General features: G+C 62.7%; 19 protein-coding genes. 13 read left to right on the forward strand and 6 right to left on the reverse strand.

The genetic code is table 11. The annotated features are described in order from the left end of the window. Nucleotides 1–118: 118 nt before the first annotated feature. Genes JFU04_RS27665 through pilG form a run of 4 tightly spaced genes read right to left on the reverse strand, consistent with a single transcriptional unit; the run spans nt 119 to nt 3,523 of the window. Nucleotides 119–2,170 (reverse strand): methyl-accepting chemotaxis protein, encoded by a 2,052-nt coding sequence (locus tag JFU04_RS27665; protein ID WP_106802394.1) that lies wholly within the window; start codon nt 2,168–2,170, stop codon nt 119–121. Beyond that, nucleotides 2,167–2,691 (reverse strand): chemotaxis protein CheW, encoded by a 525-nt coding sequence (locus JFU04_RS27670; RefSeq protein ID WP_065902122.1) that lies wholly within the window; start codon nt 2,689–2,691, stop codon nt 2,167–2,169. Before JFU04_RS27670 ends, JFU04_RS27665 begins: the two co-directional genes overlap by 4 nt. A 12-nt stretch (nt 2,692–2,703) precedes the next feature. Continuing rightward, nucleotides 2,704–3,069: a twitching motility response regulator PilH gene (gene pilH / locus JFU04_RS27675; protein WP_014720320.1), complete on the reverse strand. Its 366-nt coding sequence runs from the start codon at nt 3,067–3,069 to the stop codon at nt 2,704–2,706. Nucleotides 3,070–3,115: 46 nt separating this feature from the next. Beyond that, nucleotides 3,116–3,523, reverse strand: coding sequence for a twitching motility response regulator PilG (gene pilG / locus JFU04_RS27680; protein WP_010564379.1), 408 nt, complete (start codon nt 3,521–3,523; stop codon nt 3,116–3,118). A gap of 238 nt (nt 3,524–3,761) precedes the next feature. Between pilG and gshB the strand changes: the two genes are divergently transcribed. From gshB to JFU04_RS27715, 7 genes are all read left to right on the forward strand, one after another. Beyond that, a complete protein-coding gene (gene gshB / locus JFU04_RS27685) occupies nt 3,762–4,715 on the forward strand; it encodes a glutathione synthase (protein WP_065902124.1) in 954 nt (317 codons plus the stop codon). Nucleotides 4,716–4,792: 77 nt separating this feature from the next. Continuing rightward, complete coding sequence (locus JFU04_RS27690) at nt 4,793–5,701, forward strand: energy transducer TonB (protein WP_065902126.1); 909 nt, start codon at nt 4,793–4,795, stop codon at nt 5,699–5,701. A gap of 272 nt (nt 5,702–5,973) precedes the next feature. Then, nucleotides 5,974–6,543: a YqgE/AlgH family protein gene (locus tag JFU04_RS27695; RefSeq protein WP_065902129.1), complete on the forward strand. Its 570-nt coding sequence runs from the start codon at nt 5,974–5,976 to the stop codon at nt 6,541–6,543. Continuing rightward, on the forward strand, nt 6,543–6,980 hold the full coding sequence (ruvX, locus tag JFU04_RS27700; RefSeq protein ID WP_065902131.1) for a Holliday junction resolvase RuvX: 438 nt from the start codon (nt 6,543–6,545) through the stop codon (nt 6,978–6,980). The genes JFU04_RS27695 and ruvX overlap by 1 nt, the downstream gene beginning before the upstream one ends. Before the next feature lie 82 nt (nt 6,981–7,062). After that, nucleotides 7,063–7,569: a bifunctional pyr operon transcriptional regulator/uracil phosphoribosyltransferase PyrR gene (gene pyrR, locus JFU04_RS27705; RefSeq protein ID WP_065902137.1), complete on the forward strand. Its 507-nt coding sequence runs from the start codon at nt 7,063–7,065 to the stop codon at nt 7,567–7,569. 24 nt (nt 7,570–7,593) lie between these two features. Beyond that, complete coding sequence (locus JFU04_RS27710) at nt 7,594–8,598, forward strand: aspartate carbamoyltransferase catalytic subunit (protein ID WP_065902138.1); 1,005 nt, start codon at nt 7,594–7,596, stop codon at nt 8,596–8,598. After that, entirely contained in the window at nt 8,595–9,866 is a 1,272-nt protein-coding gene (locus JFU04_RS27715; protein ID WP_065902139.1) for a dihydroorotase, read from the forward strand. Before JFU04_RS27710 ends, JFU04_RS27715 begins: the two co-directional genes overlap by 4 nt. Before the next feature lie 144 nt (nt 9,867–10,010). On the opposite strand, the gene JFU04_RS27720 is transcribed toward JFU04_RS27715, so the two are convergent. After that, nucleotides 10,011–10,439, reverse strand: a complete 429-nt coding sequence (locus JFU04_RS27720) for an NINE protein (RefSeq protein WP_065902141.1) — start codon at nt 10,437–10,439, stop codon at nt 10,011–10,013. Nucleotides 10,440–10,689: 250 nt separating this feature from the next. On the opposite strand from JFU04_RS27720, the gene JFU04_RS27725 reads away from it, so the two are divergent. Continuing rightward, nucleotides 10,690–11,328, forward strand: coding sequence for a C40 family peptidase (locus tag JFU04_RS27725; protein ID WP_106802391.1), 639 nt, complete (start codon nt 10,690–10,692; stop codon nt 11,326–11,328). A gap of 308 nt (nt 11,329–11,636) precedes the next feature. Here JFU04_RS27725 and JFU04_RS27730 read toward each other — a convergent pair whose 3' ends face one another. Then, nucleotides 11,637–12,671, reverse strand: a complete 1,035-nt coding sequence (locus tag JFU04_RS27730) for a type IV pilus twitching motility protein PilT (protein ID WP_201146061.1) — start codon at nt 12,669–12,671, stop codon at nt 11,637–11,639. Between the two features lie 57 nt (nt 12,672–12,728). On the opposite strand from JFU04_RS27730, the gene JFU04_RS27735 reads away from it, so the two are divergent. The 5 genes from JFU04_RS27735 (at nt 12,729) to metW (ending at nt 16,835) form a co-directional block, all read left to right on the forward strand. Beyond that, nucleotides 12,729–13,415 (forward strand): YggS family pyridoxal phosphate-dependent enzyme, encoded by a 687-nt coding sequence (locus JFU04_RS27735; RefSeq protein ID WP_201146062.1) that lies wholly within the window; start codon nt 12,729–12,731, stop codon nt 13,413–13,415. Between the two features lie 33 nt (nt 13,416–13,448). Next, complete coding sequence (gene proC / locus JFU04_RS27740) at nt 13,449–14,267, forward strand: pyrroline-5-carboxylate reductase (protein ID WP_201146063.1); 819 nt, start codon at nt 13,449–13,451, stop codon at nt 14,265–14,267. Between the two features lie 24 nt (nt 14,268–14,291). Then, nucleotides 14,292–14,879 carry a YggT family protein gene (locus JFU04_RS27745; RefSeq protein ID WP_065902151.1) on the forward strand — a complete coding sequence of 196 codons (588 nt, stop codon included), beginning with the start codon at nt 14,292–14,294 and terminating at the stop codon, nt 14,877–14,879. 188 nt (nt 14,880–15,067) lie between these two features. Further along, a complete protein-coding gene (gene metX, locus JFU04_RS27750) occupies nt 15,068–16,207 on the forward strand; it encodes a homoserine O-succinyltransferase MetX (RefSeq protein ID WP_065902154.1) in 1,140 nt (379 codons plus the stop codon). 7 nt (nt 16,208–16,214) lie between these two features. Beyond that, nucleotides 16,215–16,835 carry a methionine biosynthesis protein MetW gene (metW, locus tag JFU04_RS27755; protein ID WP_016972957.1) on the forward strand — a complete coding sequence of 207 codons (621 nt, stop codon included), beginning with the start codon at nt 16,215–16,217 and terminating at the stop codon, nt 16,833–16,835. The last annotated feature ends 15 nt before the right edge of the window (nt 16,836–16,850 follow it).

Raw genomic sequence — 16,850 nt, forward strand, 5'->3', positions numbered from 1 at the left:
GTAGGCGCTGGCTTGCCTGCGATGGCGGTGGGTCAGCTGCTGATGTATCCACTGACAGTCCGCTATCCCAGGCAAGCCAGCTCCCACAGTTGGACTGTGGTGTTCTCCAGATAGCCTTTCAATCATCCACCTGTTTTGGCGGCGGCAGGGTGAACCCCGATACCGACCGGCGTAACTGGCTGGCCATCTTCGCCAGGTTGCCGATGCTCTCGGCAGTGGCGGTGGAGCCCGAGGACGTCTGGGTGGTGATCTGCTGGATCACGTTCATGGTCAGCGAGATCTGCCCCGCCGACGAGGTCTGTTGCTGCGCCGCGTTGGAGATACTCTGGATCAGTGCCGCGAGGGTTTTCGACACGCCTTCGATCTCTTCCAGCGCCACCCCGGCGTCCTGCGCCAGCCGCGCGCCGCGCACCACTTCGGTGGTGGTCTGCTCCATGGAGATCACCGCTTCGTTGGTGTCGGCCTGGATCGCCCGCACCAGGGTTTCGATTTGCCGGGTGGCGGCGGAAGAACGCTCGGCGAGGCGCTGCACTTCATCGGCCACCACCGCAAAACCGCGCCCGGCATCACCGGCCATGCTTGCCTGGATCGCCGCGTTGAGGGCGAGGATGTTGGTCTGGTCGGCGATGTCATCGATCAGGCTGACGATATCGCCAATCTCCTGGGACGACTCGCCCAGGCGCTTGATGCGCTTGGCGGTGTCCTGGATCTGCTCGCGAATGTTGTCCATGCCGTGGATGGTGTTGTGCACCACCTCGTTGCCTTTGTTGGCAATCTCCACCGAACGCTCGGCCACCGCCGAGGATTCAGCGGCGTTGGCCGAGACCTGGTCGATGGACTGGGCCATCTGGTTGATCGCGGTGGAGGCTTCGGCGATCTGTTGGGCCTGATGCTCCGAGGCCTGGGCCAGGTGCATGGCGGTGGCCTGGGTGTCCTGCACCGCGCCGGCGACTTGCCCGGCGGTGAGGTTGATGGTGGCGACCAGGTCGCGCAGCTGGTCGACGGAATAGTTGATGGAGTCGGCGATGGTGCCGGTGAAGTCCTCGGTCACAGACGCCGTCACGGTGAGGTCGCCGTCGGCCAGGTCCTCGATTTCATCCAGCAGGCGCATGATCGCGTTCTGGTTACGCTCGTTCTTCTCGGCGGTTTCATGCAGCTGGCGGTTGGTCTCGCGCACCATGACCAGGCCGATGAGGATGATCGAGGTCAGCGCCAGCAGGCCCAGCACGTAGCCGCCGATGGTGTCGAAGCTGCGCCCGCTGGCGAGGTTTTCAAAACCGGTGGCCAGGTGCGAGGCTTCATCGAGCAGGGTTTGCGACAGGTTGAAAATATTGCTCGCCGAAGCGCGCACCTGGAACAGCTGCGGCGAGGTCTCGAGGATTTCATCCACGGAGCCGGAGACAAACTCGAACAGCTCGGCAATTTCTGCCAGCCGCGCACGGGCGTCGCGGTCTTCGACCTGAGTGATGCGCAGCCCGGCGTTGCCCTGGAGCATGCCGTTGAGCACCTGGCCGAAGCGGTTGGCGTCGCGGCCGAAAGCGTCGGCGGCCTGCACGGCGGTTTCGTCGCCGGCGAGCACGGTATTCACCGCGCCGAGGATGCGCTCGGCCAGCAGCGACTGGCGCTGGGCCAAGGCCACCTGGCTGGCCGGGGCGCCGCGTTGCAGCAGGATATCGACGACTTTTTCCGACTCCATCTGCAACTGCGGCACGGTTTCAGCCAGGGTTGCGGCCACCTGGTGCAGGGACAGCACGGTCTGCTCGCTGGCGAGGATCGCGTCGGTGTTCTTCAGCAGCGCTTCCCAGTCGGTCTGTACCGCGCGCATTTCCGCACGTACAGCATTGGGCGCGGCGGGCAACCCGGTCTCAATGTCACCTTTTTTCAGGTAGCCCCAGCGTTGCGCGAAGTCGTTGCGCGCATCGCTCAAGAGCTTGAACGCAGCCGCCTTGCCGGCAGCCGCTTCGGTGGCGTTCTTGGCGATGCGCTGGGACAGCACGCGCAACTCACCGGCGTGACCGATGTACTGCTTGTCGTAGGTGGACTGGGTATTGAGGTACGCGAAGTTGGCGAACAACAGCATGATGAACACGATCAGCGCGATAAACAGCACGATGATCTGCGAGCGGCTGCGTGAAGCGGCCTGGGGTTTGGGCGTGGTCGGGGTGCTCATGCGGCAACATCCATGAAGCCTGGGGCCTGGGCCAGGGCGAAGGGGCTGAACACCTGCCACTGCTGGTCGCCATCGAACTGGCCCTGGATAAACGGTGCGGCGAAAGCTGCGCTCGCCCGCAGTGCGTCTTGTGCGAAATGCTGCATGCCCACCACCTCGTCTACCAGCAGCCCGACAAACAGGTCGTTGAATTCCACTACCAGCACCCGCCGCTGCTTGCGTGCCCGGGACAGTTCCAGGCCGAGAAACCCGCCCAGGTCCATCACCGGCAGCAAGCGCCCGCGCAGATTGGCCACGCCCTTGACCCACGGCTTGACCCCCGGCATCAAGGTGCAGCGCGGTTCATGCAAGACCTCGGCGACTTCGCCCATGGGCGCCACATACCAATGCGGCCCCAGGCGAAAACCGATCCCGCTCCAGCGCTGCAGGCGGGTTTCCTGCGACGGCAGGTCGGCGGCCAGCAGTCGGCAGCGGCGGTCGATGTCCAGCAGCAGCTCGAAGGCGGTTTGCGACTCGGTCATCATCGCGAGCCTTTAGCCGGCCAGCACCTTGTTCAGCGTGGCGATCAGGGTTTCTTCATCCACCGGTTTGGTCAGGTAATCCTTGGCGCCCTGGCGCGCGCCCCAGATCTTGTCGGTTTCCTGATCCTTGGTGGTGATGATGATGATCGGGATGCCGTTGGTTTCCGGCTCCTTGGACAGCTGGCGCGTGGCCTGGAAGCCATTGAGCCCCGGCATTACGATGTCCATCAGCACGGCATCGGGCTTTTCCTGGCGGGCCAGGGCCACGCCGTCCGCGCCGTTTTCGGCCTTGAGCACCTGGTGGCCATGCTTTTCCAGCATGCCGGTGAGTTTGTACATTTCAGTCGGCGAATCGTCGACGATCAGAACGCGTGCCATGGTTTTCCCCACTACATTGGTCGGCGCCAGCCCTTGTGGGGCGGCGTCAGTGTGCTTGTTCTACTGCGGCGAACCCAGGCACGTAGGCCTTGATCGCGCCCAGCAGTTCTTCCTTGCTGAAAGGCTTGGTCAAAAACTGATCGACACCGACGATGCGCCCCTTGGCCTTGTCGAACAGGCCGTCCTTGGAGGACAGCATGATCACCGGGATCGACTTGAACGCCGGGTTGTTCTTCACCAGGGCGCAGGTCTGATAACCATCCAGGCGCGGCATCATGATGTCGACAAAGATAATGTGCGGGTGATGATCAACAATCCGGGCCAGGGCATCGAAACCGTCGATGGCCGTGATGACATCGCACCCCACGTTCTTCAACAGGGTCTCGGCGGTGCGGCGGATCGTTTTCGAATCGTCGATCACCATCACTCTCAAGGCGTTGGAATGCTGTTCCATATCTGCTCTACCATCGCCACAGCGAATCGGTTTTCGGTGTGTACTGCCTGATGTTGCACAGGATGAGCGCCGCAAGCCTTGGAATTCAAGGGCTGCTGCGCCGTGGCAGTCTTTTTAGCACAGTCTCCGGGCGCAATCTATCGAGCAACCGGCCAGGTGGTTTTTCCTTGACCCACAACAGCCGCAGCGCCACTCTGACGCCACTTTTATGCGCCTAATTTGCTAGAGGAAATCCCCCATGAGCGTTCGCGTCGGCATTGTCATGGACCCTATCGCCAGCATCTCCTATAAAAAGGACAGCTCGCTGGCCATGCTCCTGGCCGCCCAGGCCCGCGGCTGGAGCCTGTTCTATATGGAACAGCCGGATCTTTACCAGGGTGACGGCCAGGCTCGCGCGCGCATGCGCCCGCTGCAGGTGTTTGCCAACCCCGAGAAGTGGTTCGAGCTTTCGGACGAAATCGACAGCCCCCTGAGCGACCTGGACGTGATCCTGATGCGCAAGGACCCGCCGTTCGACATGGAATTCGTCTACTCCACTTACCTGCTGGAGCAGGCCGAGCGCGCCGGGGTATTGATCGTTAACAAGCCGCAGAGCCTGCGCGACTGCAATGAAAAACTGTTCGCCACGCTGTTCCCGCAGTGCACGCCGCCGACCGTGGTCAGCCGCCGCGCCGATGTGCTGCGTGAATTCGCCGCCAAGCACGGCGACGTGATCCTCAAGCCGCTGGACGGCATGGGCGGTACCTCGATCTTCCGTCACCGTGCAGGGGATCCGAACCTGTCGGTGATCCTGGAGACCCTGACCGCGCTGGGCACCCAGCAGATCATGGGCCAGGCCTACCTGCCGGCGATCAAGGATGGCGACAAACGCATCCTGATGATCGACGGCGAGCCGGTGGACTACTGCCTGGCGCGCATCCCGGCGGCCGGCGAGACCCGTGGCAACCTGGCCGCGGGTGGCCGTGGTGAAGCGCGGCCGCTGTCGGACAAGGACCGCTGGATTGCTTCCCAGGTCGGCCCGACCCTGCGCGAAAAGGGCCTGCTGTTTGTCGGCCTCGATGTGATTGGTGAAAACCTCACTGAAATCAACGTCACCAGCCCCACCTGTATCCGCGAGATCGACAATGCGTTCGGCACCAATATTGGTGAAATGCTGATGGCGGCGATTGAGCGCAAGCTCCAGGCCAAGTGACATAGAACAGCCGGACATAAACCAACATTGCGTTATCATGCGCCACCTGTGAAACGCGCGATGTTGGTTTTCTTGTCATGACACTCCCGTCCGATCTGCCCCCCGAACTCTCCCACAGCGGCGTGCGCCCGGCTGATCGGCTCGGATTTACCCTGTTCCTCGCTGCACTGATTCACCTGGCCTTGATCCTCGGCGTGGGGTTCACCATGGTCGAACCCAAGCAGATCACCCAGACCCTGGAAATCACCCTCGCCACGTTCAAGAGTGAAAAACCGCCCGAAAAGGCTGACTTTCTCGCCCAGGACAACCAGCAGGGCAGCGGCACGCTCGACAAGAAAGCGGTGCCCAAGACCACCGAAGTGGCGCCGTTCCAGGACAACAAGGTCAACAAAGTCACCCCGCCACCGCCTGCGCCCAAGCCTGAGGTCAAACAGGCTGCGCCCAAGGCCGCCGTGACCACCGTCGCGCCCAAACCGCAAAAAGCCCCGACCCAGCGCGAAAAGGCCAAGACCGAGCCGCAACCCGAGCCTGTAAAGCCGGCGCCCACGTTCGACAGCTCGCAGCTCTCCGACCAGATCTCCAGCCTCGAAGCCGAACTGGCCAACGAACAGCAGCTCTACGCCAAGCGCCCGCGCATCTACCGGTTGAACGCCGCGTCGACCATGCGCGACAAGGGCGCCTGGTATAAGGACGAGTGGCGCAAGAAGGTCGAGCGCATCGGCAACCTGAACTACCCGGATGAAGCCCGACGCCAGCAGATTTATGGCAATTTGCGCTTGTTGGTGTCGATCAACCGCGACGGCACGTTATATGAGGTGCAGGTGCTGGAGTCCTCCGGCCAGCCGCTGCTCGACCAGGCTGCCCAGCGCATCGTGCGCCTGGCCGCACCCTTTGCGCCGTTCACCGGCGACCTGAATGACGTCGACCGCCTGGAAATCATCCGCACCTGGAAATTTGCCAAGGGCGACCGGCTGTCCAGTAACTGACACACCGCCCCCTGGCAGCCAGCAGGATTAATAGGCGAACAGGCTTATTGTGGCGAGCGGGCTTGCCCCGCGTTGGGCTGCACAGCAGCCCCACTCTTCTCATCGCGTTCCTGCTGAAAAACCGCAGTGTCAGATTTTAGGGCCGCTGCGCAGCCCAACGCAGGGCAAGCCCGCTCGCCACAGTGAGCCCTCCCCCCACAGCAGCCCCGCTCGTGACAATTAGGGCCCGCCGCAGCTTGTCAGTTCGCGCCTCCCCCGCCACACTAGCGGACATGAAAAATGTCAGCCCGACCTACCTCAAGCACCAATTCCTGATCGCCATGCCCCATATGGCCGACCCGAACTTTGCGCAGACCTTGACCTATATAGTCGAGCACACGGCCAATGGTGCCATGGGGCTGGTGGTGAACCGCCCGCAGGAGCTGAACCTGGCGGATATCCTCGAGCAACTGCGCCCCGAGATCGACCCGCCGGCGCGTTGCCAGGGCGTGCCGATCTATATCGGCGGGCCGGTGCAGACGGATCGCGGTTTTGTACTGCACCCCACCGGGCCAAAGTTCCAGGCCACGGTTGACCTGGAAGGTGTGTCGCTGTCCACTTCCCAGGACATACTGTTCGCCATCGCCGACGGCGTCGGTCCGGAGCACAGTGTCATCACCCTCGGTTACGCAGGGTGGGAGGCCGGGCAGCTGGAAGCCGAACTGGCCAGCAATGCCTGGCTGACCTGCCCGTTCGACGCCGACATCCTGTTCCACACCGCCAGCGAACTGCGCCTGGAGGCGGCCGCCGCCAAGTTGCGCGTCAACCTCAGCCTGCTGACCAGCCAGGCGGGGCACGCCTGATGGCTTTGCGCTTGATCCTCGGGTTTGACTACGGCACCAAACAGATCGGCGTCGCGGTCGGCCAGGTCATCACCGGCCAGGCCCGCGAGCTGTGCACCCTTAAAGCCCAGAACGGCGTGCCGGACTGGAACCAGGTCGAAGCCCTGATCAAGGAGTGGAAGCCCGACGCCGTCGTGGTTGGCCTGCCCTTGAACATGGACGGCACACCCAGCGACATGTGCCTGCGCGCCGAGAAGTTCGCGCGTCGCCTCAATGGCCGCTACAACCTGCCCTTCTATACCCACGACGAACGCCTCACCACCTTCGAAGCCAAGGGTGAGCGCCTGGCCCGTGGCGGGCAAAAGGGCAGCTACCGCGACAACCCCGTGGACGCCATCGCCGCCGCCTTGCTGTTGCAGGGTTGGCTGGATGAAAACACCGCTTTATTTGAATCCTGACTGACGCGGCTTGCCGCGTCTTTTTACGTTTGAGCCCGGACCTTGCCGTCACCCCGCCGCGCAAGGCCTAGAAGGAGCCACCATGAGCCTGCCCAATCCCGCCGAACTGATCAGCCAGATGGCGACGAGCCTGACGGCCCATCTGCAACACCGCGCCATCAGCGAACCGCGCTTCATCGGCATTCGCACCGGCGGTGTGTGGGTGGCCCAGGCGTTGCTGGAAGCACTGGGCAGCGATTCGCCCCTGGGCACCCTGGATGTGTCCTTCTACCGCGACGACTTCAGCCAGAACGGCCTGCACCCGCAAGTGCGCCCATCGGCCCTGCCATTCGAGATCGAAGGCCAGCACCTGGTGCTGATCGACGACGTGCTGATGAGCGGCCGCACCATCCGCGCCGCCATGAACGAGCTGTTCGACTATGGCCGCCCGGCCAGCGTGACCCTGGTCTGCCTGCTGGACCTGGACGCCGGCGAACTGCCGATCAGCCCGGACGTGGTCGGCGCCACCCTGTCGCTTTCAGCCCACCAGCGGGTAAAATTGTCCGGTCCTACGCCGCTCGAACTCGAACTGCAAGACCTTGCCCTTTAAACCGCCTTGTAAAGAGTCCCCGCGATGACGCCTCTAGATGCCAAGCGCCCGCTGCAGCTCAATGCTCAGGGCCAGTTGCAACATTTCTTGTCCCTCGACGGTTTGCCCCGCGAACTGCTCACCGAAATCCTCGACACCGCCGACTCGTTCCTCGAAGTCGGTGGGCGGGCGGTGAAGAAGGTCCCGCTGCTGCGCGGCAAGACCATCTGCAACGTGTTCTTCGAGAACTCCACCCGCACCCGCACCACCTTTGAACTGGCGGCCCAGCGGCTGTCGGCCGACGTGATCACGCTGAACGTGTCGACGTCGTCGGCGAGCAAGGGCGAGACCCTGCTCGACACCCTGCGCAACCTGGAAGCCATGGCCGCCGACATGTTCGTGGTCCGCCACGGCGACTCCGGTGCCGCACACTTCATCGCCGAGCACGTGTGCCCGCAGGTCGCGATCATCAACGGCGGCGACGGCCGTCACGCCCACCCGACCCAAGGCATGCTCGACATGCTCACCATCCGTCGGCACAAGGGCAGCTTTGAAAACCTCTCGGTGGCCATCGTCGGCGACATCCTGCACTCGCGGGTCGCGCGCTCGAACATGCTGGCCCTGAAGACCCTGGGTTGCCCGGACATCCGCGTGATCGCGCCGAAAACCCTGCTGCCGATCGGCATCGAGCAATACGGCGTGAAGGTCTACACCGACATGACCGAAGGCCTCAAGGACGTGGACGTGGTGATCATGTTGCGCCTGCAGCGCGAGCGCATGGCCGGTGGCCTGCTGCCGAGCGAAGGCGAGTTCTACCGCCTGTTCGGCCTGACCACCGCGCGCCTGGCCGGGGCCAAGCCGGATGCCATCGTGATGCACCCCGGTCCGATCAACCGCGGGGTGGAGATTGAGTCGGCGGTGGCCGACGGCAACCAGTCGGTAATTCTCAACCAGGTGACCTACGGCATCGCCGTGCGCATGGCGGTGTTGTCCATGGCCATGAGCGGGCAAACCGCGCAACGTCAATTCGAGCAGGAGAAGGCCCAGTGAAGCTCAGCATTCTCGGCGCCCGAGTCATCGATCCGGCCAGTGGCCTGGATCAAGTTACCGATCTTCATCTGGAAGCCGGCAAGATCATCGCCCTCGGCGCGGCGCCCGCAGGCTTCGCCGCCAGCGAGACGATCGACGCCAAAGGCCTGGTGGCCGCGCCTGGGCTGGTCGACCTGAACGTCGCCCTGCGCGAGCCGGGCTACAGCCGCAAAGGCAACATCACCAGCGAAACCCGCGCCGCCGCGGCCGGTGGCGTGACCAGCCTGTGCTGCCCACCACACACCAAGCCTGTGCTGGACACCTCGGCCGTGACCGAGCTGATCCTCGACCGCGCCCGCGAAGCCGGCAATTGCAAGGTGTTCCCCATCGGTGCCCTGAGCAAAGGCCTGGAAGGCGAACAACTCGCCGAGCTGATCGCCCTGCGCGACGCCGGTTGCGTGGCCTTCGGCAACGGCCTGGAAAGCTTTCGCAGCACCCGCACGCTGTGCCGTGCCCTGGAATACGCGGCCACCTTCGACCTGACGGTGATCTTCCACTCCCAGGACCGCGACCTGGCGGAAGGCGGCCTGGCCCATGAAGGCGCGGTCGCCAGCTTCCTCGGCCTGCCGGGCATTCCGGAAACGGCGGAAACCGTGGCCCTGGCCCGCGACCTGCTGCTGGTGGAACAAAGCGGCGTGCGCGCGCACTTCAGCCAGCTGACCAGCGCTCGCGGCGTGGCTCTGATCGCCCAGGCGCAGGCTCGCGGCTTGCCGGTGACGGCGGATGTCGCCCTGTACCAGTTGATTTTGACGGACGAGGCGCTGATCGACTTCTCCAGCCTGTACCACGTACAACCGCCCCTGCGCACCCTGGCCGACCGTGAAGGGTTGCGTGCGGCGGTCAAATCCGGCGTGGTGTCGGCGATCTCCAGCCATCACCAGCCCCACGAGCGGGATGCCAAGCTGGCGCCATTTGGCGCGACCGAGCCGGGCATCAGCAGCGTAGAGCTGTTGCTGCCGTTGGCGATGACCCTGGTGGAAGACGGCCTGCTGGACTTGCCAACCCTGCTGGCACGCCTGAGTGCCGGCCCGGCCGAGGCCCTGCGCCTGCCGGCGGGCAAACTGGCGGTGGGTGCAGCGGCGGACCTGGTGCTGTTTGATCCGGCCAGTTCCACGGTGGCCGGTGAACACTGGCTGTCCAAGGGTGAAAACTGCCCGTTCATCGGCCATAGCCTGCCGGCGACGGTGCGCTACACCTTGGTGGACGGGCGGATCAGCTACCAAGCCTGATACAGCACATTGCTAATGTGGGCACGGTCAATGTGGGAGCTGGCTTGCCTGCGATAGCATCACCTCGGGTTGCCTGTTGCACCGAGGTGCCTGCATCGCAGGCAAGCCAGCTCCCACATTTGATTTCCTCCAGGCGGAAGAAATTTATCGTCCGCTGTTGCGCTCGGCATTGCGGATCGAGACCTGGGTATTCAACGTCCAGAAGTCATACAGCACCCCCACCAGGAACAACCCGCCGGTCAGCAGGTAGATCAGGCCGGTGATCCATTTGCCCTGGTACATGCGGTGCACGCCGAATACGCCAAGGAACGCCAATAGAATCCACGCCACGTTGTATTCGATGGGCCCGGCGGTAAAACGCAGGTCCGCTTCACGGTCCATGGCCGGAATCAGGAACAGGTCGATCAGCCATCCGATGCCCAGCAGGCCGAAGGTGAAAAACCAGATCGTACCGGTCACGGGCTTGCCGTAATAGAAGCGGTGCGCGCCGGTAAAACCGAAAATCCAGAGCAGGTAACCAATCACCTTGCTGTGGGTATCTTGCTGCGGACCAATCTGTTGATAGGTGTTCATGCAGTACCTCTTTTGCCTCGATAGATAAATTTTTTCACTTTCTTTGTGACTTTTTTACGGGCGCCCGACGTACGGCCAATGGTATCTTCACTGCCCTGAAAGCCTTATGCCACCTGACTTGTGTAGGACAATTGCGGCGATTCGTCGCGTTTTTCCTGAATTTGACCCCAAGGTTCAGTCGACAAACGGCCTGAGAACAGCACAAAAAGCTGTTATAAAGTTGCGCGCAAACCCATAAGAGCCACGCCTAATGCGACCATTTTTCAAGACATGGCTAACCATCTGCCTATTAATGCCACTGGCCGCCCACGCCACCAATCGTGAGCAACGACTTCCTAACGTCAACGGTTTCACCCCTAAAGTCCACAGCACGCCAAGCACGGCCAAGTCGGTAAAGCAGACCGTCAACCGCCCGACTCAACTGAGCACGGTGCACGGCAAATCGGCGACACACCTGGTTGCCGCCAACACCAAGCAAAGCAGCAACGTCCTCAGCCGCGCCGTCAACGTGCTCGGTACACCTTATCGTTGGGGCGGCAGCAGCCCAAGTAAAGGGTTCGATTGCAGCGGTTTGGTGAAATATGCGTTTAACGACGTCGCCGCAGTGGATTTGCCACGCACTTCCAACGCCATGGCTGCCGGCCACGGGCAGAAGGTCGAGCGCAAGGACCTGAAACCGGGTGACCTGTTGTTCTTCAAGCTCAAGAGCCGCCAGGTCAACCACGTAGCCATCTACCTGGGCAACGACCGCTTCATCCACGCACCACGCCGTGGCAAGGCTGTCAGCATCGACACGCTGAAAAAGCCGTTCTGGGACAAGAACTACGTGATTGCCAAGCGCGTTCTGCCTAAAGAGCAAAACAGCAACCTGCGCGTCGTGCAGCGCTAGATCCAACCGGCAGCCGCCCTCCTGCTTGAAATGCAATCAAATGTGGGAGCGGGCTTGCCTGCGATGACGGTGTGTCAGTGGCAGAGATGTCGCCTGACAGTGCGCTATCGCAGGCAAGCCAGCTCCCACATTGAAGCTGCGTCGCGTCGAATATTGCGATCACACAGCGGATTATCCCCTGTGGGAGTTGTCGAGCCTTGGCGAGGCTGCGAAAGCGGAGTGTCAGCCAAAGAAAATGCCCGCAATGCCGCCGCCTTCGCAGCCTCAATGGGGCTAGACAGTTGCTCCCACATTGATATCAGCGCTCTCTAGATATCTGCAGGCACCCTCGCCTTCTCCCGTGCATCCGCTTGGCTGACCAGCCCTTCGCTGACCAACGCCTTCAAGCTCATGTCCAGCGTCTTCATCCCCAACGCCCCGCCGGTCTGAATCGCCGAGACCATCTGCGCCACCTTGTCTTCGCGGATCAAATTGCGAATGGCCGGCGTGGCCAGCATGATTTCATGGGCCGCCACCCGCCCGCCGCCGATCTTCTTGACCAGCACTTGGGCCACTACCGCCTGCAGCGACTCCGACAGCATTGAGCGGACCATGGCTTTTTCTCCCGCCGGGAACACGTCCACAAGGCGGTCCACGGTCTTTGCCGCCGACGATGTGTGCAGGGTGCCAAAGACCAGGTGGCCGGTCTCAGCGGCCGTCAGCGCCAGGCGGATGGTTTCCAGGTCGCGCAGTTCACCCACCAGGATCACATCCGGGTCTTCGCGCAGTGCCGAGCGCAAGGCCGTGGAAAAGCTATGACTGTCGCGGTGGACCTGGCGCTGGTTGATCAGCGCCAGTTTCGGCGTGTGGATAAATTCGATCGGGTCTTCCAGCGTGAGGATGTGCTGGCGTCGGTGCTGGTTGAGGTAGTCGATCATCGCCGCCAGGGTGGTGGACTTGCCGGACCCGGTTGGCCCGGTCAGCAGCACCAGGCCGCGCGGCAGTTGGGCGATACGCCGGAACACCTCACCCAACTCAAGGCCTTCCAAGCTCTGGACTTCAGAGGGAATGGTGCGAAACACCGCGGCCATGCCGCGATCCTGCTGGAATACATTCGCCCGGAACCGCGCCAGCCCGGGCAGCGCGAAGGCGAAATCCGTTTCAAGAGATGTTTCGAAATCCTTTTGCTGGTATTTGTTCAGCAACGGGCTCAACAAGTCCGCCACTTGCGGGGCCGAAAGCACCGGGCAATCCAGCGGCCAAACCTCGCCATCGATTCGCAACATGGGCGCAAGGCCTGCCGACAGGTGCAGGTCAGAGGCGCCACGACGCACGCTGGCCGTGAGCAATTCAGTGATATCCATAGGGCTTTCCATTTCCAGTAGAATGCCGCGGACTCCATATCCACGGGCGCATCTTGAATGTCGACGATAGCAGACAACATCGGCCTGGTTAGCCAGCGCATCCGCGCCGCAGCCGACGCCGTGCAACGTGACGCAAACAGCATCCACCTGCTGGCCGTGAGCAAGACCAAACCCGCGCAAGCCGTGCGCGAAGCCTATGCCGCCGGCATGCTCGACTTCGGCGAGAACTATCTGCAGGAAGCCCTGGGCAAACAGGCGCAATTAACCGACCTGCCCTTGAGTTGGCACTTCATCGGCCCCATTCAATCGAACAAGACTCGCGCGATCGCCGAGAACTTCGCTTGGGTGCATTCCGTGGACCGCCTGAAAATCGCACAACGCCTGTCCGAACAACGCCCGGCCGACCTGCCACCGCTGAATATCTGCATCCAGGTCAATGTCAGCGGCGAAGCCAGCAAGTCCGGCTGTACGCCCGCCGACCTGCCGGCCCTGGCCAACGCCATCAGCGCCCTGCCGCGCCTGAAACTGCGTGGCCTGATGGCGATCCCTGAGCCGACTGAAGATCGGAGCGCACAAGATGCAGCGTTCGCTGCCGTGCGCGAGCTGCAAGCCAGCCTGAACCTGGCGCTCGACACACTTTCCATGGGCATGAGCCACGACCTCGAGTCGGCCATCGCCCAAGGCGCCACCTGGGTGCGGATCGGTACCGCCCTGTTTGGCGCCCGCGACTACGGCCAGCCATGAAATGGCTGACATCCATCTGAATAAGGACCTGTCATGAGCAACACGCGTATTGCCTTTATCGGCGCCGGCAACATGGCGGCCAGCCTGATCGGCGGCCTGCGGGCCAAAGGCCTGGACGCCGCGCAGATCCGCGCCAGTGACCCCGGTGAAGACACCCGTGCCCGCGTCAGCGCCGAACACGGTATTCAAACCTTTGCCGACAACGCCGAGGCCATCAGCGGCGTCGATGTGATCGTGCTGGCGGTCAAGCCACAAGCGATGAAAGCCGTGTGCGAAAGCCTGCGCCCGAGCCTGCAGCCACACCAGTTGGTGGTGTCCATCGCTGCCGGCATCACCTGCGCCAGCATGAACAACTGGCTCGGCGCGCAGCCGATCGTGCGCTGCATGCCCAACACGCCGGCGCTGCTGCGCCAGGGCGTGAGCGGCCTGTACGCCACCGCCGAAGTGAGCGCCGAACAGCGCGACCAGGCCCAGGAGTTGCTGTCTGCCGTGGGCATCGCCCTGTGGCTGGAACAGGAACAACAGCTGGACGCCGTCACCGCCGTCTCCGGCAGTGGCCCGGCGTACTTCTTCCTGCTGATCGAAGCCATGACCGCCGCTGGCGTGAAACTCGGCCTGCCCCACGAAGTCGCCGAGCAACTGGCCGAGCAAACCGCACTAGGCGCCGCGAAGATGGCCGTTGGCAGCGAAGTTGACGCCGCCGAGCTGCGCCGTCGCGTGACGTCTCCAGGTGGCACCACCCAGGCGGCTATCGAATCGTTCCAGGCCGGCGGCTTTGAAGCCCTGGTCGAAAAAGCTCTGGGTGCCGCGGCACATCGTTCGGCTGAAATGGCCGAGCAGCTGGGCAAATAGTCGTCCCCTACATAGGAAACAAACATGCTCGGAATCAATGACGCTGCCATTTTCATCATCCAGACCCTGGGCAGCCTGTACCTGCTGATCGTGCTGATGCGCTTTATCCTGCAACTGGTGCGGGCGAACTTCTACAACCCGCTGTGCCAGTTCGTGGTCAAGGCCACCCAGCCCTTGCTCAAGCCGCTGCGCCGGGTGATCCCGAGCCTGTTCGGCCTGGACATGTCGTCGCTGGTACTGGCGCTGCTGCTGCAGATCCTGCTGTTCGCGGTGATCCTGATGCTCAATGGCTACCAGGCCTTCACTGTGTTGCTGTTGCCTTGGGCGCTGATCGGCATCTTCTCGCTGTTTTTGAAGATCATCTTCTGGTCGATGATCATCAGCGTGATCCTCTCCTGGGTCGCTCCCGGCAGCCGTAGCCCGGGTGCCGAACTGGTCTACCAGATCACCGAGCCGGTGCTGGCGCCGTTCCGTCGCCTGATCCCCAACCTCGGCGGCCTGGATATTTCGCCGATCTTCGCGTTCATCGCGATCCAGTTGGTGCAAAGCTGGGTGATTCCACGCCTGGCGTTCTATGCGTTCATGCCCAAGGAACTGTTCGGCCTGATCTGACGCTGAACAAATGTGGGCGCTGACTTGCCTGCGATAGCAGCACAGCGGTGTAACCCCAACACCGAGGTGCCCGCATCGCAGGCAAATCGGCGCCCACATTTTGTATCTGCCTACCGGTGCAGGCCTTTGCTTGCCGCTGGGTGCAGCGGTCTTTAGACTTACGCCTCATTTAAACGAGAGCAGGGTCGATGCCAGCTGCCTTCCCCCCCGATTCTGTTGGACTGGTCGTGCCCCAAGTGGCGCACTTCAGCGAACCGCTGGCCCTGGCCTGCGGCCGTTCGCTGCCTGCCTACGACCTGATCTATGAAACCTACGGCCAGTTGAACGCCACGGCGAGCAACGCCGTGCTGATCTGCCACGCCTTGTCCGGCCATCACCATGCCGCCGGCTACCACAGCGTCGACGAGCGCAAGCCCGGCTGGTGGGACAGCTGCATCGGCCCCGGCAAGCCCATCGACACCAACACGTTCTTTGTGGTCAGCCTGAACAACCTCGGCGGCTGCAACGGCTCCACCGGCCCCAGCAGCCTCAACCCGGAAACCGGCAAGCCGTTCGGCGCCGACTTCCCGGTGCTGACCGTGGAAGACTGGGTGCACAGCCAGGCACGCCTCGCCGACCTGCTGGGCATCGCCCAATGGGCCGCCGTGATCGGCGGCAGCCTGGGCGGCATGCAGGCCCTGCAATGGACCATCACCTACCCGGATCGCGTGCGCCACTGCCTGGCAATCGCCTCGGCCCCCAAGTTGTCGGCCCAGAACATCGCCTTCAACGAAGTGGCGCGCCAGGCCATCCTCACCGACCCCGAGTTCCACGGCGGTTCGTTCCAGGAAGCCGGCGTGATCCCCAAGCGCGGCTTGATGCTGGCGCGGATGGTCGGGCACATCACCTACCTGTCCGATGACTCCATGGGCGAGAAATTCGGCCGTGGCCTCAAGAGTGAAAAGCTCAACTATGACTTCCACAGCGTCGAGTTCCAGGTCGAAAGCTACCTGCGTTACCAGGGCGAGGAGTTTTCCGGGCGTTTCGACGCCAACACCTACCTGCTGATGACCAAGGCCCTGGACTACTTCGACCCGGCAGCCAACCATGACGATGACCTGGCGAAAACCTTCGAAGCTGCCACGGCCAAGTTCTGCGTGATGTCGTTCACCACCGACTGGCGCTTCTCGCCGGCCCGCTCCCGTGAGCTGGTGGACGCGCTGATGGCTGCGCGCAAAGACGTCTGCTATCTGGAGATCGATGCTCCGCAAGGCCACGACGCCTTCCTGATCCCGATCCCGCGTTACCTGCAGGCGTTCGGCAATTACATGAACCGCATTACTTTGTGAGAACGCCATGAGAGCCGACCTGGAAATCATCCAAGACTGGATCCCCGCCGGCAGCCGCGTGCTCGACCTTGGCTGCGGCGATGGCGAACTGCTGAGCTGGCTGCGCGACAACAAGCAAGTCACCGGCTACGGCCTGGAAAACGACCCGGACAACATCGCCCAGTGCGTGGCCAAGGGCATCAACGTGATCGAGCAGGACCTGGACAAGGGCCTGGGCAATTTTGCCAGCAACAGCTTCGACATCGTGGTGATGACCCAGGCCCTGCAGGCCGTGCACTACCCGGACCGCATCCTCGACGAAATGCTGCGCGTAGGCCGCCAGTGCATCATCACTTTTCCCAACTTCGGCCACTGGCGTTGCCGCTGGTACCTGGCCACCAAAGGCCGCATGCCGGTGTCGGACTTCCTGCCCTACACCTGGTACAACACGCCGAACATTCACTTCTGCACCTTCGAAGACTTCGAAGCCCTGTGTGGCGAGCGTGAAGCCAAGGTGATCAACCGCCTTGCCGTCGATCAACAGCACCGCCACGGCTGGGCGAGTAAGCTATGGCCCAATCTGTTGGGCGAAATCGGTATTTACCGGGTCAGCAGTCCTGGCCTGACGGACCACAAGATTGCCGTCTAATCACCTTCAAGAGGG

This window comes from Pseudomonas sp. TH21, assembly GCF_016651025.1.
Taxonomy (GTDB): Bacteria; Pseudomonadota; Gammaproteobacteria; order Pseudomonadales; family Pseudomonadaceae; genus Aquipseudomonas; species Aquipseudomonas aylmerensis.

Excerpts from the sequence above, each read along its gene's own strand:
- JFU04_RS27665 (WP_106802394.1), bottom strand. The coding sequence starts at position 2,170 with ATGAGCACCCCGACCACGCCCAAACCCCAGGCCGCTTCACGCAGCCGC.
- JFU04_RS27670 (WP_065902122.1), bottom strand. The coding sequence starts at position 2,691 with ATGACCGAGTCGCAAACCGCCTTCGAGCTGCTGCTGGACATCGACCGC.
- pilH (WP_014720320.1), bottom strand. The coding sequence starts at position 3,069 with ATGGCACGCGTTCTGATCGTCGACGATTCGCCGACTGAAATGTACAAA.
- pilG (WP_010564379.1), bottom strand. The coding sequence starts at position 3,523 with ATGGAACAGCATTCCAACGCCTTGAGAGTGATGGTGATCGACGATTCG.
- gshB (WP_065902124.1), top strand. The coding sequence starts at position 3,762 with ATGAGCGTTCGCGTCGGCATTGTCATGGACCCTATCGCCAGCATCTCC.
- JFU04_RS27690 (WP_065902126.1), top strand. The coding sequence starts at position 4,793 with ATGACACTCCCGTCCGATCTGCCCCCCGAACTCTCCCACAGCGGCGTG.
- JFU04_RS27695 (WP_065902129.1), top strand. The coding sequence starts at position 5,974 with ATGAAAAATGTCAGCCCGACCTACCTCAAGCACCAATTCCTGATCGCC.
- ruvX (WP_065902131.1), top strand. The coding sequence starts at position 6,543 with ATGGCTTTGCGCTTGATCCTCGGGTTTGACTACGGCACCAAACAGATC.
- pyrR (WP_065902137.1), top strand. The coding sequence starts at position 7,063 with ATGAGCCTGCCCAATCCCGCCGAACTGATCAGCCAGATGGCGACGAGC.
- JFU04_RS27710 (WP_065902138.1), top strand. The coding sequence starts at position 7,594 with ATGACGCCTCTAGATGCCAAGCGCCCGCTGCAGCTCAATGCTCAGGGC.
- JFU04_RS27720 (WP_065902141.1), bottom strand. The coding sequence starts at position 10,439 with ATGAACACCTATCAACAGATTGGTCCGCAGCAAGATACCCACAGCAAG.
- JFU04_RS27725 (WP_106802391.1), top strand. The coding sequence starts at position 10,690 with ATGCGACCATTTTTCAAGACATGGCTAACCATCTGCCTATTAATGCCA.
- JFU04_RS27730 (WP_201146061.1), bottom strand. The coding sequence starts at position 12,671 with ATGGATATCACTGAATTGCTCACGGCCAGCGTGCGTCGTGGCGCCTCT.
- JFU04_RS27735 (WP_201146062.1), top strand. The coding sequence starts at position 12,729 with ATGTCGACGATAGCAGACAACATCGGCCTGGTTAGCCAGCGCATCCGC.
- proC (WP_201146063.1), top strand. The coding sequence starts at position 13,449 with ATGAGCAACACGCGTATTGCCTTTATCGGCGCCGGCAACATGGCGGCC.
- JFU04_RS27745 (WP_065902151.1), top strand. The coding sequence starts at position 14,292 with ATGCTCGGAATCAATGACGCTGCCATTTTCATCATCCAGACCCTGGGC.
- metX (WP_065902154.1), top strand. The coding sequence starts at position 15,068 with ATGCCAGCTGCCTTCCCCCCCGATTCTGTTGGACTGGTCGTGCCCCAA.
- metW (WP_016972957.1), top strand. The coding sequence starts at position 16,215 with ATGAGAGCCGACCTGGAAATCATCCAAGACTGGATCCCCGCCGGCAGC.